The organism is Methylobacter sp. (assembly GCF_030680395.1).
Lineage (GTDB): Bacteria > Pseudomonadota > Gammaproteobacteria > Methylococcales > Methylomonadaceae > Methylobacter_A.
Genome location: NZ_JAUXVR010000008.1, coordinates 1 through 13,484 on the forward strand (window position 1 = coordinate 1; position 13,484 = coordinate 13,484).

At 46.4% G+C, this 13,484-nt stretch carries 14 protein-coding genes; 8 read left to right on the forward strand and 6 right to left on the reverse strand.

What is annotated here, in order from left to right; genetic code table 11:
- Positions 1-543 (reverse strand): ABC transporter substrate-binding protein (locus Q8L79_RS04710; RefSeq protein WP_305268434.1); only part of this gene is annotated, 543 nt, incomplete at its 3' end.
- A 225-nt stretch (positions 544-768) separates the two neighbouring features.
- Positions 769-2,505 carry a multicopper oxidase domain-containing protein gene (locus tag Q8L79_RS04715; RefSeq protein ID WP_305268436.1) on the reverse strand — a complete coding sequence of 579 codons (1,737 nt, stop codon included), beginning with the start codon at positions 2,503-2,505 and terminating at the stop codon, positions 769-771.
- A gap of 217 nt (positions 2,506-2,722) precedes the next feature.
- On the opposite strand from Q8L79_RS04715, the gene Q8L79_RS04720 reads away from it, so the two are divergent.
- The gene (locus Q8L79_RS04720) at positions 2,723-4,330 is read left to right on the forward strand and encodes a YdiU family protein (RefSeq protein WP_305268438.1); all 1,608 of its coding nucleotides are present in this window, start codon (positions 2,723-2,725) and stop codon (positions 4,328-4,330) included.
- A gap of 49 nt (positions 4,331-4,379) precedes the next feature.
- Here the strand turns inward: Q8L79_RS04720 and ylqF are convergent, their stop codons facing one another.
- A complete protein-coding gene (ylqF, locus tag Q8L79_RS04725) occupies positions 4,380-5,300 on the reverse strand; it encodes a ribosome biogenesis GTPase YlqF (RefSeq protein ID WP_305268440.1) in 921 nt (306 codons plus the stop codon).
- A 330-nt stretch (positions 5,301-5,630) separates the two neighbouring features.
- Here ylqF and yfbR point away from each other — a divergent pair, with 330 nt between their 5' ends.
- Together yfbR and Q8L79_RS04735 are read left to right on the forward strand one after the other, a co-directional pair.
- Positions 5,631-6,233, forward strand: coding sequence for a 5'-deoxynucleotidase (yfbR, locus tag Q8L79_RS04730; RefSeq protein WP_305268442.1), 603 nt, complete (start codon positions 5,631-5,633; stop codon positions 6,231-6,233).
- A 222-nt stretch (positions 6,234-6,455) separates the two neighbouring features.
- Positions 6,456-6,671: a hypothetical protein gene (locus Q8L79_RS04735; protein ID WP_006894047.1), complete on the forward strand. Its 216-nt coding sequence runs from the start codon at positions 6,456-6,458 to the stop codon at positions 6,669-6,671.
- A 16-nt stretch (positions 6,672-6,687) separates the two neighbouring features.
- Here the strand turns inward: Q8L79_RS04735 and mepA are convergent, their stop codons facing one another.
- From mepA to mtgA, 3 genes are all read right to left on the reverse strand, one after another.
- Positions 6,688-7,527, reverse strand: a complete 840-nt coding sequence (mepA, locus tag Q8L79_RS04740; RefSeq protein ID WP_305268446.1) for a penicillin-insensitive murein endopeptidase — start codon at positions 7,525-7,527, stop codon at positions 6,688-6,690.
- A 47-nt stretch (positions 7,528-7,574) separates the two neighbouring features.
- Positions 7,575-8,468, reverse strand: coding sequence for a VacJ family lipoprotein (locus Q8L79_RS04745; RefSeq protein WP_305268448.1), 894 nt, complete (start codon positions 8,466-8,468; stop codon positions 7,575-7,577).
- Positions 8,469-8,567: 99 nt separating this feature from the next.
- Positions 8,568-9,287, reverse strand: coding sequence for a monofunctional biosynthetic peptidoglycan transglycosylase (mtgA, locus tag Q8L79_RS04750; protein ID WP_305268450.1), 720 nt, complete (start codon positions 9,285-9,287; stop codon positions 8,568-8,570).
- A gap of 317 nt (positions 9,288-9,604) precedes the next feature.
- Here mtgA and Q8L79_RS04755 point away from each other — a divergent pair, with 317 nt between their 5' ends.
- The 5 genes from Q8L79_RS04755 (at position 9,605) to Q8L79_RS04775 (ending at position 13,460) form a co-directional block, all read left to right on the forward strand.
- The gene (locus Q8L79_RS04755) at positions 9,605-10,597 is read left to right on the forward strand and encodes an alpha/beta hydrolase (RefSeq protein WP_305268451.1); all 993 of its coding nucleotides are present in this window, start codon (positions 9,605-9,607) and stop codon (positions 10,595-10,597) included.
- Positions 10,598-11,171: 574 nt separating this feature from the next.
- The gene (locus Q8L79_RS04760; protein ID WP_305268452.1) at positions 11,172-11,579 is read left to right on the forward strand and encodes a BON domain-containing protein; all 408 of its coding nucleotides are present in this window, start codon (positions 11,172-11,174) and stop codon (positions 11,577-11,579) included.
- A 17-nt stretch (positions 11,580-11,596) separates the two neighbouring features.
- A complete protein-coding gene (locus Q8L79_RS04765) occupies positions 11,597-12,118 on the forward strand; it encodes a hypothetical protein (RefSeq protein ID WP_305268453.1) in 522 nt (173 codons plus the stop codon).
- Positions 12,119-12,170: 52 nt separating this feature from the next.
- Positions 12,171-12,614 carry a DUF2383 domain-containing protein gene (locus Q8L79_RS04770; protein ID WP_305268454.1) on the forward strand — a complete coding sequence of 148 codons (444 nt, stop codon included), beginning with the start codon at positions 12,171-12,173 and terminating at the stop codon, positions 12,612-12,614.
- A gap of 318 nt (positions 12,615-12,932) precedes the next feature.
- Complete coding sequence (locus Q8L79_RS04775) at positions 12,933-13,460, forward strand: peroxiredoxin (RefSeq protein WP_305268456.1); 528 nt, start codon at positions 12,933-12,935, stop codon at positions 13,458-13,460.
- Positions 13,461-13,484 lie beyond the last annotated feature (24 nt).

The window sequence follows — 13,484 nt, forward strand, 5'->3', positions numbered from 1 at the left end:
ATAAGGTTCGTTGCTCAGATAGGAATTAAAGGCATCTGCCTTGCCGTCAACCAAATCATGAATTTCATAACTGCTGGGGATGACATGAAGGCGGCTTATGTCTATGCCTTCATTATTGAACATGGCGACAAAATCAGCATCGACGGTTTGATCCATCAGCATGATTTTTTTTCCGACTAAACCGTCAGGTGAAGAAATTCCGGCATCTTTGCGCGCGATTAACACGGAAGGGGAATGTTGATAGATCGCAGCCAGGGCGACAAGCGGTGCGCCGCGTAACCGTTCCAATAATAATTCGCTATTGGCCACGCCATATTGGGCATGGCCTTGAAGGACTTCCTGCACCGGTTTTTTATCCGGCATGCCTTCGTGGATAATGACGTCGAGTCCCGCGTCTTTGTAATAGCCTTTTTCTAACGCGGCATAATAGCCGGCAAATTGAAACTGGTGATGCCAGCGTAACTGTAAATGGATAGATTCAGCCGATGCAGAAAAGCATGGATATATCAATGCCATAGCAAGTATGGCATAGGTTCGCATCATATTGAGGTTATCCGGTTTTTATGCTTGATAGTCATTCTTCATTGCTTGGCATACACAGATAACTCAACCGCCTCTGCCGAGAAGAAACTTCAGGTGCATATCATGTCAGCATTTGTGCAGTCGAGATTGGAAATAAGTTAGAGATATTGCAACACAAAGCTTCCGTTCCTGCTCCCGCCCATTACCTACATCCATGTAGGTAATGTTTCTAACTGACGACTGGAGTTATTTATTAAGCAGTTTGCGGACACGGTCGTAAATCGTTTGCCGATTAATGACCAGTACATAGCTTAATAATCCAAGTATTAAACCGAACAACAATTTTCCAAAAACAGAACTTTCCTGCTCAGCTGCTGCCGGAGCTGCCGGAGCCCATTGGGGTTGTACGGTCTGTACCGCAACTTTGGAAGGTTGGTATTCTGCCTTCAGGTCCGGCAGACCTAAGCTGCGCCACTCATCATAATCCTGCCAGATAGGATAATTGCGTTTCCAAAGCCCTTTGGTGAAATAAGGCGCAAGACTCATACCGTGCGATTTCGGTATGCCTTTTTCATCAAGGAAATCTTTATAGACGACCAGGCTGATGTCTCCGCCCTCGCCAACGCCATTAGTCGTAAACGCTTTTTCAACATGGTCATGGAACATCCAGATACCTTGTCCAAAACTATGCAAGCCATCATCGACACCGCTTAATTCCAGGTCAATACGCTGTGCGGGTACCATGCCGTGCACATCACGCTGGATATAGGAGCCAGGGCCATTATCGACGCCGTCATAATGAGTGATAGTCGGCTTGTGACCGTGAATATGCATAGCCATAGCTTCCGTATGACCATTCAGAACCCGCAGTTTAACTTTTTCATCCTGGCCCATTTCGATCAGCGACTCCCTTAAGGTATAAGGGAATGAACGGCCATTGAGCATGAAATAATCATCGGTGGCGTCTGTCGTGTCGTATTCCATGTTCATATGCTTGGCAATCAGCCTCGGATCATTGGCTGATCTGGCAACAAGCTCATGTAACTCTTTATCCGCGGATTGATAATGCAAGTCGTATTCTCGGGCATATTTTTCCAGTACCGCCACCGATGGATGGCGAACCTGACCTGCGCCGACATTAAGCGTTTGCGGCCAGTTGTTGGGACGGTTTTCCTCAACGATAAAAATACCCTGCAAGCCCATCGGGATATGCGTATGCGGTTGAACATGGCAATGATAATACATAGTGCCCGGTTGGCGGGGCTTGATCACATAAGTCTTGCTTTGACCAGGCATCGTATCCATGTTGCTGGTTTGCCCAACGCCATCATTACCACCGCCGCCATGATCCATAAACGGATGGTCGATGCCATGCAAGTGTATGGAATGCGGCAAATAATGGGTGTTTTCCAGAACCAGCCAGACCACGTCATCCTGCTCGACACGGATTACCGGAGATGGTACGCGCAGCAATGGATTGGCGACTGGTTCGTAAATGCTCAGTGTAGACATATCGCGGGTTTTTGGGGCAAAGACCCAAAAAGTCGGCTGGATACCCGGCGCTATATCGAAGGTGGTGGTCGGGTCTTTCATGTCCGGTGAATGACCGTTGAGTTCGGCAACTTCAAGTTTGATAATGATTTTATCAGGATCGCCGTCGCCATCGACATCGTCAGACATGGTAATGGCATCGGCAGCAAGCTGAGTTTCCATCAGTGTTGCCATGGAAATGCCGTTAGTACCTTTTACGAAAGCAGCAATGTCGGCCGGATTGTCAGGGTTACAGAGCCGTGAAGCCTGGATTTTTACACCATCAATGACTTGTTCTTTTCGCCATTCCGGAGAAGTAAAGTCAGAACATACCTCTTCTACCGGTCCCATTTCTACCTTGGCCGTAGGAGGTAAATCACTGGCCGCTTGACTCCAAGGATGTATAAGGAGCAGAGTGGCGCCGCACATGAAGGTAAGAAAATTTTTATGCATACAACGACCTCGAAAAAATACAACTAAATAAAATCACCCACCGCTAACTCAAAGCGGAGGTTCTTTAACTTGGCCATTTTAACTGAATATCAAGGAAAATTCATTTTTAACGTTAGAATAAGCTTAAATTGTCAATTATAGATTTTATGGCTGTGTGGAAGAGCCATCATCAATTAAAAACAGTCAGTAATTACTTGCAAATGAAAGGGCAGAACAGATGAATTCTCAAACAAAAACTTCCGGACTCAATGGTTTAATCTTTGATAACCGTTTTATTCGTGAGTTACCTGCCGATCCGCAAACTGCCAATAATCGCCGTCAGGTATTCTGTGCCTGTTATTCGCGGGTGCTGCCGACGCAAGTTGCCAATCCGCAAATAGTCGCTTATTCCAAAGAAGTTGCAGAACTTTTAGACTTGAGTTCCGAAGATTGTGAATCGGATTATTTTACCCAAGTGTTCGTCGGCAATCGCTTGTTACCCGGTATGGATCCTTATGCAACTTGTTACGGTGGTCATCAATTCGGTAACTGGGCGGGGCAGCTCGGCGACGGTCGCGCTATTAATTTGGGTGAAGCGGTCAATCGCCGAGGCGAACATTGGATATTGCAGCTGAAAGGTGCAGGCGAAACGCCATATTCAAGAAGCGCTGACGGTTTGGCGGTGTTGCGTTCTTCGGTGCGCGAATTTTTGTGCAGCGAAGCCATGTATCATCTGGGCGTACCGACTACACGGGCATTGAGTCTGATACTGACCGGCGAAGAAGTTATCAGGGACATGTTTTACAACGGCAATCCCAGACCTGAACCGGGTGCCGTAGTTTGCCGGGTTGCGCCATCGTTTACCCGTTTTGGTAATTTCCAGATTTTCACAGCCAGGGGCGAGCTTGAGCTGCTGAAAAAGCTGGTAGATTATACAATTCGCACCGACTTTCCGCATTTAGGCGAACCATCATTTGATGTTTATCTTAAATGGTTTGAAGAAGTCTGCCGCAGAACGGCGGAAATGATAGTGCACTGGCAGCGGGTCGGCTTTGTTCATGGCGTGATGAATACCGACAATATGTCGATACTCGGACTCACCATAGATTACGGCCCTTACGGCTGGCTGGAAAATTACGATCCTAACTGGACGCCTAATACTACCGATGCGGCTGACCGCCGGTATCGTTTCGGCAACCAGCCGCAAATCGCTTTCTGGAATCTCGGGCAACTGGCCAATGCTATTTATCCCCTGATAGAACAGGTTGAGCCTCTGCAACAGGCGATTAATGCCTATAAAGACACCTTTGAGCAAGGTTGGCAGACCATGGTCGCAGGCAAACTGGGGCTTAATGCCTATGATCCAGCCATTGATAACGAGCTAAACACCGAGTTATTGATCCTGTTGCAATTGGTTGAAACGGACATGACTATTTTTTACCGCAAGCTTGCGATGCTGATCATGAATGTTGAACTCAGCGACGAAGCTTTGATGGCGCCGCTGATGGAAGCCTATTATGTACCTGAGCAGTTAACCGATGAATACAATGCACGTCTTGGTCACTGGCTTAGGCTTTATATAAAGCGGATTCAAGCTTCCGGCATATCCGATGTTGATCGGCAAAAAAGAATGAATGCCGCCAATCCCAAATACGTATTGAGGAATTATCTGGCGCAACTGGCGATAGACAAAGCAGAGCAGGGGGATTTTTCGATGGTTAACGAACTACTGGAACTGTTGCGTCATCCTTACGACGAACAACCCGGTAAAGAAGAATTCGCCTTAAAACGTCCCGACTGGGCAAGGCAGCGGGCGGGTTGTTCTATGTTGTCGTGCAGTTCGTAGATTGCGCTTCACTTTGTTCTGCGCAATCTATGGTTCTACACAAATCAGTTTAATTCGGCTCTTTCCATTTCTGCTTACGCGCTTTTTTCTTGGCTTCTTTCTGCTCGCGAATAATCACCAGTTCGGCCAGTTCTTTTTCCATCATGGCCGGGGTTTCCAGGCTGATTCTGCCAATGGTTCCGGCGCGCAATTCAGACAGCAGGATCTTGGACACTTTATCCATTTCGATGCGCCCGCCTGAACGTAGACAGCCGCGTTTTTTGCCGATGGCTTCCATAAGCTGTTGCTCGGCTTCCGGGAGTTGCTCCAGCTGAAAACGGGCCTGCAATAAATCCGGGTAATGCTGTAACAGATATTCGGCCGCGAAGAAGGCCACATTCTCATGACTGATAGCGGTGTCTTTGATGGCGCCGGTGGTCGCCAGGCGGTAACCGCTGTTTTTGTTTTCGACGTTGGGCCAAAGCATTCCGGGCGTGTCCAAAAGAATAATGCCGTGGCCTATATCAATGCGTTGCTGGGTCTTGGTAATGGCCGGTTCGTTACCGGTCTTGGCAATCATTCTTCCGGCCAGTATGTTGATCAGCGTGGATTTTCCGACATTGGGGATACCCATAATCAGGGTGTGTATGGGTCTGTCGCTGCTGGCTTTGTTCGGCAGCATCTTGTGGCACAGTTCGGTCAATTGGCGCATTTTTTCGGGCTGTTCAGTGGTCAGCGCCAGGGTTTTTACGCCTTGCTCCTGTTCCAGGTAAGTTTGCCATTGTTGCGTAACAACTGGATCGGCAAGGTCGCTTTTGCTGAGGACCTTGATGCAAGGCTTGTCGCCGCGCAGGGCGGCGAGCATCGGATTTTGGCTGCTGAACGGAATACGCGCGTCCAGAATCTCGATGATCAGGTCAACCTTGGGCAGGATTTCTTTGACCTCTTTGCTGGCCTTGTGCATATGGCCGGGGTACCACTGAATAAGCATAATGTTTAGCTGTAACCAAAGTGGACTATTTAAGCATCATAACCCTATAATCAACAGCTATAAATATAAACAAGGCTTAATGAATGAAGATAATTAATATATTAGGAAGACTGTTTTCTGCTGGCTGGCTGTACGCAGGATCAACAAAATAAGCTGTTAAGGAAAGCGGTTAAGTTTGTGGAAGGAAATTATCCGGTCACTTATGCTAATGGTTCAATAATGAAAACCCAATGACAAGGTTACCTCCAACGACAAGAGCTATTATGACTTCTGGAACAATAAGAAGCATTATGTTCAGGTATCGATAGAAAATTCGTTCATTAAAAAAATATGAATAAAGAAATAACAAGTAGTTTCTACGCTTATTTGTCACGGCTAAGATGGATTAAACGGTGGGGGCTAAAGCGTAATGCGCATGCTGAAAATGTCATGGAGCATAGCTGGGAGGTGTCGGTTATTGCCCATACTCTGGCCTTGATTAAAAATCGTTATTATGGCGGGAATGTTGATGCCAACGCCGTTGCTGCTGCGGCTTTGTATCATGATATTACGGAAGTTATTACCGGCGATTTGCCCACGCCCATCAAATACCATTCCAAAGAAATCAGCACAGCTTACAAGCAGATTGAAAAACAGGCGGAGATAGAATTACTGGCTCTTTTACCGATAGAGTTACAGGCTGACTTTCAGATGCTGATTCATCACGATAAGATGCCGCCGGAACATGTGCAGATCATTAAGGCGGCAGATAAAATATCGGCCTATCTCAAATGCCAGGCTGAGCTAAAAGCCGGTAATTTAGAGTTTGAAACCGCCGCCGAACAATTGGCTTTAACTATCGGTGCATCAGAACAACCGGAAGTTACTTTTTTTATGAAAACTTTTGCGCCCAGCTGCGGATTGACGCTGGATGGCTTGATGAAAACCTATTGAGCCGGTTTGAAGTTGGGATGCCGGTAAAGGGGATTTTTTAGTATGGACGTCTCAAGTTATAATGCTTTTTTACTAAGGTAGAAGATAGGATGAAAATTCACGGAGCTGCTGGAATTTCCCTAAGCTTTAAAATAAAACAGATTGCGCATAAAGAAATGGAATCTATACAGTATGAGTGGACAGTCGAATAAATTTACACGGTGCAGTACCCATGGAGAAGTTGTGAAACATCGATACACCATTGAGCAAGCCAGAATATTACTGGATATTTTGAAGTACCATAATGCATCCACCATGCTGCCTTCGTTTCATCAGGTAAAGCAGGAAACACTAGATGAGGCTCTGGATAAATTGCGGCTGGAGTTGTCCGAATTTATTGCAACGGATGACGGACTTGGCTTTATTGTTCCGATCCGGGATGAGAAGGGTCTGATTTAGTTTGGCTATCCAGACGCTATTTCTTTAAAACGACATCGCATAGCGCCGGCAGTACGAGCGCTTCCGGTTTTTTGGCAGCGGGAACCGGCGTTTTGGCTTCTTCTGAAAACCACCATGCCAGCGACGCATCGCAACCATCGCTTTCAGGAAGCGGTTCCTGTCCAATGCAGTTTTTGTTATTCAGCGGACATTTGAGCCGCACGTGAAAGTGATCATCATGCCCCCACCAGGGTCGAACTTTTCTTAGCCAGTCGTGGGCTGACTTACGTGTACACAATAGGCGTTTGACACTGGGATTGACGAAGATGCGGTCTACTTCGGGTCTGCGTGCCGCGGTCTCAAGAATTTTTTCATGAGCCATCGACCACTGGTTATCATTAATGGCATCCGATTGAGCGACAAGAACCGAGGGGGCACTCCAGGTTTCACGTTCATTAAATTCCAGACTTCGGGTTGCAGCTTGTTGTGAAAGCAAATACCAGATATCGACGTCGAGTCCGGTTTGGTGGCTGCGATGCCCGCTTGGCGTCGGGCCACCGCGCGCTTGTCCCAGATCGCCGATCAGCAAGACACCCCAATGCTGTGAGTGGGTAGTCTTGGCTATGCTCTCAATAAATCGTATCAAGTCCGGATGACCATAAGATCGGCTTCGTGTAGGGCGCATCAATTGATAGCCTGTGCCATTCTGAGGTAGCGAGACCGCACCGCTTAAACAACCGGCCGTATAAGAACCAACGCTTTGAGCGCTATCGCCGATTTGTGCAGCTTGTTTGATCATCGCCCAGTTATTGTCAACGGGAGATGAAGAACATTCGGAGAAAATGCCCAATAACAGAATAAATATTGAAAATTTCATTTTAAAATTCAGGGGCGACCGGCTGAACAGGTCGCCCGTTGTCAGGCTTATTTCTTAACAGGCGCTGATAAATCCAGAAAGTGTTTGGAATTATCAGTAACCGGAGCTGAGCCGGGGCGAGTATTGATACTTGCCGGTGAAGCGCTGTTCGTTTTTTCAGTATTCGCTCCCTCTGTTGTAGCTTCATCTTCCAATTGGAGTTCATCTTCTTCAGGAACCTTGCCGTCATGGAGCAGATATTCACGACGTTGCTGATAAGCATTTTTGATAAAGGAATAACGATCTACAGAAGCTTCATCAACGATTTTTTCAGTCGGTATCAGATCGGCGCGAGTGTCTGTGACATCAACTGCTTTGGCTCCCGCATTGATCGCGCTGACGGCGGCGCCGCTACCGGCAAATGCAAAGGTATAGGTGAGTGGGTTCAATAAAGCATCGCCAACAGCCCCTACAACTTCTCTAGGTGAACTGGCCCCCATAAACGGCACCACCAAGTAGTTACCGGTCGGAACGCCCCAGAAGCCTAAGGTCTGACCGAAGTCTTCATTATGCTTGGGCAGATCAATCATTTTTGCCACATCAATAAAGCCGGCAACGCCAATCGTGGTGTTAACCAGGAAGCGACTGGCATCCATACCGCCTTGCAACATTTTAAGTTGCAGTAAATCATTGACGGTTACCCCGATGTCGTTCATGTTACTGAAGAAATTGGTTATGCCCTCATCAACAAATTTCGGAGTGATCCACATATAGCCTTTTGCCACAGGTTTTAAAACAGCCTTGTCCAGATCATCATTAAACTCTTGGGTGCCACGATTCCAGCCTTCCCAGGGGTCTTTTTCGTTAACCGTTGAGGTGCTCGCACAACCCGCAAGCACGCTTGATATAACCAGGCTACTCATAAATAAACGAGTGTTGATGATGGATTTTTGCATGCTCATGGATTATCTCTATCTACTTAATGTTGATGTAATGGGAAGCCTGTATAGAACAGTTATTATTTTTGCGCGAATTATACCAGACACAGTCTATAAAAAGCCTCACTGATTTTGCATTTGCCGGAGTATCCAGCGTTGCCTTTTAAGTAAATAGTTCGATGGCTGAGCTGCCCGCAGCAGTATCGGGTTAGGCAGGGTTGCAGCCAGTAATGCCGCTTGCGATCGGCTGATTTGATTAGCATGGATGCCAAAATAGTGCTGACTTGCGGCTTCTATGCCAAATAGGTGGTCGCCAAATTCAGCAATATTCAAGTAAACCACCAATATTCGTTCCTTACTCCATAGCAATTCGATCAGCAGCGTGAACCAGACCTCCAGTCCCTTACGGACAAGACTTTTTGACGGCGTTAAAAATAAGTTTTTGGCTACTTGCTGGGAAATAGTACTCGCCCCTCTAAGTCGTCCGCCATCCATATAGACATCAATGGATGATTGTATGGAATTTAAATCAAATCCCGAGTGTTGAAAAAAGCGCTGATCTTCTGCCGCGATAACTGCCGAACAGGCGTAAGGCGATATTTTTTTTGCCCCGATCCATGAGTATTTGATAGCCTTAAACGCGCCATCGTCCCTTAAGTCTTCAAAATGTCGATAGACCATAAACGCCGACGTTGGCGCAGGTACCCAACGTAACAATACACACAAGCCGACCGAGGAAGCCAGCAAGGTAAACAGCAAATAAAGCATAGTCTTGCGCAGTATTGCCTTGATGGATAATGAGCGAAAGTTGCTGTTGTTAGGATAACGGGATTGTCTTGCCAAAATACAAAGATTGTTAATGAGAGGGGATTGGCATAAGAGTTATGCACTGCATTTATGCATATGATAAAGCCTTAATCCAAGTTTTAATAGCCGCAAACGATACTGCCGAATTCTGAGGTGAGTATATAATCCTGGAAAATAAAAAGTAGACGTTTCCAGGCGACACAAAAAGCGCAAAAATATATCAAACTTTAGACAGTTACCCAGAGAGTGAACGGCTTAACCAATATAACACACTGATCTATTTAGGATCTTTCGTGGACTAATCGCCGTTTTTAGAATAATAACAACTTACCGTACAGACTTGATTCAAACGCATGAAACTCCGATACACACTGACTGCTCTTTTGCTACTTATTACCCAAAGCGGCTGTATGCCGATGACTTATCCACCGGGCGCAAAAAACAATGCGGCTCAACTTGGCGAGAACACTTTTCTCACCGAAGATGGGGCCAGTTTGCCGTTACGTCATTGGCTGCCGAAAGTCGAACCGCGTACGGTCATTATCGCGCTGCACGGATTTAACGATTACAGCCGTTTTTTTGATACGCCGGGAGAGTATTTCAGCAAACAGGGTATTGCCTGCTTCGCTTACGATCAACGCGGTTTCGGCATGGCTCCAAAACGCGGATTATGGGCAGGGGGCGAGACCTATACCAAGGATTTACAGACCTTGGTGCGACTGGTCAAACAACGCTACCCGAAACGCCCGGTTTATTTGCTCGGCGAAAGCATGGGCGGTGCGATAGTCATTACCGCCATGAGTCGGGCCGATATGCCGGAAGTTTCCGGCATTATCCTCGCCGCGCCGGCGTTATGGGCCAGATCAACCATGCCTTGGTATCAAACCGGTTTACTTTGGACGTTGGCGCACAGCCTACCTTGGCTGACCTTGACAGGGGAGGGCGTACACGTCGTGGCATCGGATAATATCGACATGCTTCGCGCAATGGGCCGTGATCCGTTGGTTATCAAAGCGACCCGCGTGGAAACGGTGTACGGGCTGACTGATTTGATGGACGCGGCATTTAACAGTGCCACGTTGCTACGCGGTAATACTTTGATGCTTTACGGCGAAAAAGATGAAATTATCCCCAAGGAACCGACTTATGCCTTCTTGCAGCAGTTTCTTGCGACAAACTCGACAGAAAAAACCGTGGCCATTTATCAACACGGTTACCACATGCTGTTACGCGATTTGCAAGCGTCCACCACATGGAAAGATATAGCCGCCTGGATTAACGCCAGTCCTGGCAAGCTTCCGTCAGGCGCGGATAATCGGGCGAAGCAATTGTTGAGCAGCCGTTAAAGGTTCTTTAACATTAAATGCATAATTCGATGCATCTTTTTCTAATAAGGTTGGTGATGTATCAGAGCCATCGCGCTTAAATTATCCTCAAGAGTACGAAGTAAATAATCGCTGCCCCGGCTATATTGGCCGGCGACTCTATGCCCTGCGGGTACTTCATTCAATTTATTATCGGCTTAAAATCCGGTTACTTCGCTGTACCCTGGCACCCAATAATTTCAAAACAATCTGATTCCGGGCAGATACAACAGTTCGCCATCTATGTGTGCGATACCGTACCGACTCTAAGAAGCTTTTCCGATAAAGTTTTTATTAACTTACATCATTATGTCTTTTAACAGCATGCTTGAATGTAAGCCAAAGCCAATGGGCTGGTTTCCTTTAAGCCGTTTGTTGAGGCTGTTGGATGACCAGGCTTGTTGTCGTGCAATAACAGATTTTATAGAGCAACAACGGATTAATTGCTGATAACGATACCATTGATCGGATGAGCGTTCGTTGATTTATAAGGATAAAGCGGGCATAGATGCCATTCAATTACTTTAAAGAACCACTCACTATTAAGGAGATTACAATGTCTAGACGATTATTGTTAACTATGTTCACATTAACTGGTAGTTTGATAATGATGACTGGCAATGCTCAGGCCGAACAGAGCGCTGCGCTCTTTTTGGCGGCAGACTCGCCTGCGGAAAATACCGAACGTAATGTTCGAGATAAGTATGACACTACCTTAACCCCTGAAGATCAAATAGAAACCGAAAGTGATGTCAACGTCACGGCTAACATACGTAAAGCCGCGGTCGCAGATGAATCGTTATCGGTCAATGCGAAAAACATAAAAATCATCACGCGTAAGGGGGTAGTAACGTTGCGTGGGCCTGTTGAGAGCCAAACCGAAAGTATGAAACTACAACAAATCGCCAAACAAACGCCTGGTGCAGTGCAGGTAGATAATCAACTTGAAATTAAAGCACCTTAAAGGTCTAGGAGAATGTCATGACTAAAGCAGTTTTTGGTATCGCCCAAAGTATCGATCAGGCAGAGGCTATTGTTAATGAGCTTAAGACCGCCGGTTTTTCAAATAATGACGTATCGGTGCTGTTTCCCGACAAATCCACTACCAGGGATTTTGCCCATGAAAAGCACACCAAAGCGCCGGAAGGCGCTGCTATCGGCGGGACAGTGGGTTTAGGTACTGGCGCTGTATTAGGATGGTTAGCCGGAATCGGTAGTCTGGCTATTCCGGGTGTTGGTCCGTTTATCGCCGCCGGACCGATTATGGGCGCCTTGAGCGGTGCGGCAGTAGGCGCTGCCACAGGAAGTTTGACAGGCGCTTTAATCGGGGTAGGTATTCCTGAGTATGAAGCCAAGCGCTATGAAGAAAAAATCAGGGGAGGAAATGCTTTGATTTCCGTTCATACAGAAAGTAGCGAAGAGCGTGATAGGGCAAAAGAAATCTTTGAGCGGGCTCATGCAGAAGATATTTCCTCGACTGAGGAAGAGTCAGTAAAGACTTAAGATTAATAATGCTATTTCAGTGATCAAGAAATAATCCCATAGGAGTTTTACTATGCATAACATCGAAACAATCGACAAACTGCTGAAAGATGAATTAGCAGCAACGGAAACGTATCAACAGGTTTTGGATAAGTTTCGGGAAGATGTCTCATTCGGCGAAGCAGGCTATTTAATGCCCATTTATGAAGATCATAAAGAAGCGGTTTCCAGTCTACAAGAACAAGCTTCTCAATTGGGAGGAATTCCTGCTGAAGATTCGGGAGTCTGGGGCACTTGGGCTGAAATAGTCCAGGGAGGCGCTAATTTGTTGGGTCAAAAAGCTGCACTGAAGGCTTTGCAGGAAGGAGAAAAAAGTGGCGCAGATGATTATGAGGAAGCGCTACAAGATCCCGAATTGCCTTCAGATATTCGCTCGTTGATTGAAACGAAGCTGCTGCCCGCTCAACAATCGCATATACGTACTTTGGATCGGCTTTTTGATGCGGCAGCTACTTAGGCTTTCCAGTCAACGCCGTCGTTCCGGCAAGGGATTGCCGGAACGACGGATGCTATGGCATCTTTGTACTCTGGATAATGGCAAAAGTTGTCATGGATCAACTGAAATCAGACTAAAGAACGTTTTCGCCGAGTCATCAGTGATAGATATAAGACTATCTAAAGGCCGTTCCAGCACACGGAAATGAAGCTCTGGAAAAAATCCTTGGCTACGAAATTTGATTTAAACAAGCTAGGATTAAAACATTCGGCTTATTTTATGGAGTTGGAATTCCTGCTCTGATTCTATTTTTTAACTAATAAACCAAGGAGCTCCAACATGCTTTCAACAGTACCGGATGTGGTTTTTAAAACACGTGTTCGCGACGAAAGTGTCGGTGGCGACAACCCCTTTCGTTGGCAGGATGTCAGCACCGATGATATTTTTAAAGGAAAAAAAGTTGTAGTTTTGGGGCTTCCCGGCGCCTTTACCCCTACCTGCTCAAGTCAGCATTTGCCCGGATATGATGCCAAGTATCAGCAACTCATTGATTGGGGTATTGATGAAGTTTACTGCGTGAGCGTTAATGATGCTTTTGTCATGTACCAATGGGCCAAGCATCTGGGTATCTCGCATGTAAAAATGCTGCCCGACGGAAATGGCGAGTTTACCCGCGCAATGGGCATGCTGGTGAAAAAAGAAAACTTTGGTTTCGGTGCCCGTTCCTGGCGCTATTCAATGGTTGTCGACGATAAAAAAATTATCAAATTATTCTGCGAGCCAGGCCAAATTGATAATTGCCCGGATGATCCATTTACTGCAAGCGATGTTGATACCCTGCTGGATTATTTACAACATAACAAATGAGCCGCATTACTCTAAATCATTTAT

Bases quoted from the DNA above. Each gene is read 5' to 3' on its own strand.
- yfbR (WP_305268442.1), top strand. From the start codon at position 5,631: ATGAATAAAGAAATAACAAGTAGTTTCTACGCTTATTTGTCACGGCTA.
- mepA (WP_305268446.1), bottom strand. From the start codon at position 7,527: ATGAAATTTTCAATATTTATTCTGTTATTGGGCATTTTCTCCGAATGT.
- Q8L79_RS04765 (WP_305268453.1), top strand. From the start codon at position 11,597: ATGACTAAAGCAGTTTTTGGTATCGCCCAAAGTATCGATCAGGCAGAG.
- Q8L79_RS04760 (WP_305268452.1), top strand. From the start codon at position 11,172: ATGTCTAGACGATTATTGTTAACTATGTTCACATTAACTGGTAGTTTG.
- Q8L79_RS04745 (WP_305268448.1), bottom strand. From the start codon at position 8,468: ATGAGCATGCAAAAATCCATCATCAACACTCGTTTATTTATGAGTAGC.
- Q8L79_RS04775 (WP_305268456.1), top strand. From the start codon at position 12,933: ATGCTTTCAACAGTACCGGATGTGGTTTTTAAAACACGTGTTCGCGAC.
- Q8L79_RS04715 (WP_305268436.1), bottom strand. From the start codon at position 2,505: ATGCATAAAAATTTTCTTACCTTCATGTGCGGCGCCACTCTGCTCCTT.
- Q8L79_RS04755 (WP_305268451.1), top strand. From the start codon at position 9,605: ATGAAACTCCGATACACACTGACTGCTCTTTTGCTACTTATTACCCAA.
- ylqF (WP_305268440.1), bottom strand. From the start codon at position 5,300: ATGCTTATTCAGTGGTACCCCGGCCATATGCACAAGGCCAGCAAAGAG.
- Q8L79_RS04770 (WP_305268454.1), top strand. From the start codon at position 12,171: ATGCATAACATCGAAACAATCGACAAACTGCTGAAAGATGAATTAGCA.
- Q8L79_RS04720 (WP_305268438.1), top strand. From the start codon at position 2,723: ATGAATTCTCAAACAAAAACTTCCGGACTCAATGGTTTAATCTTTGAT.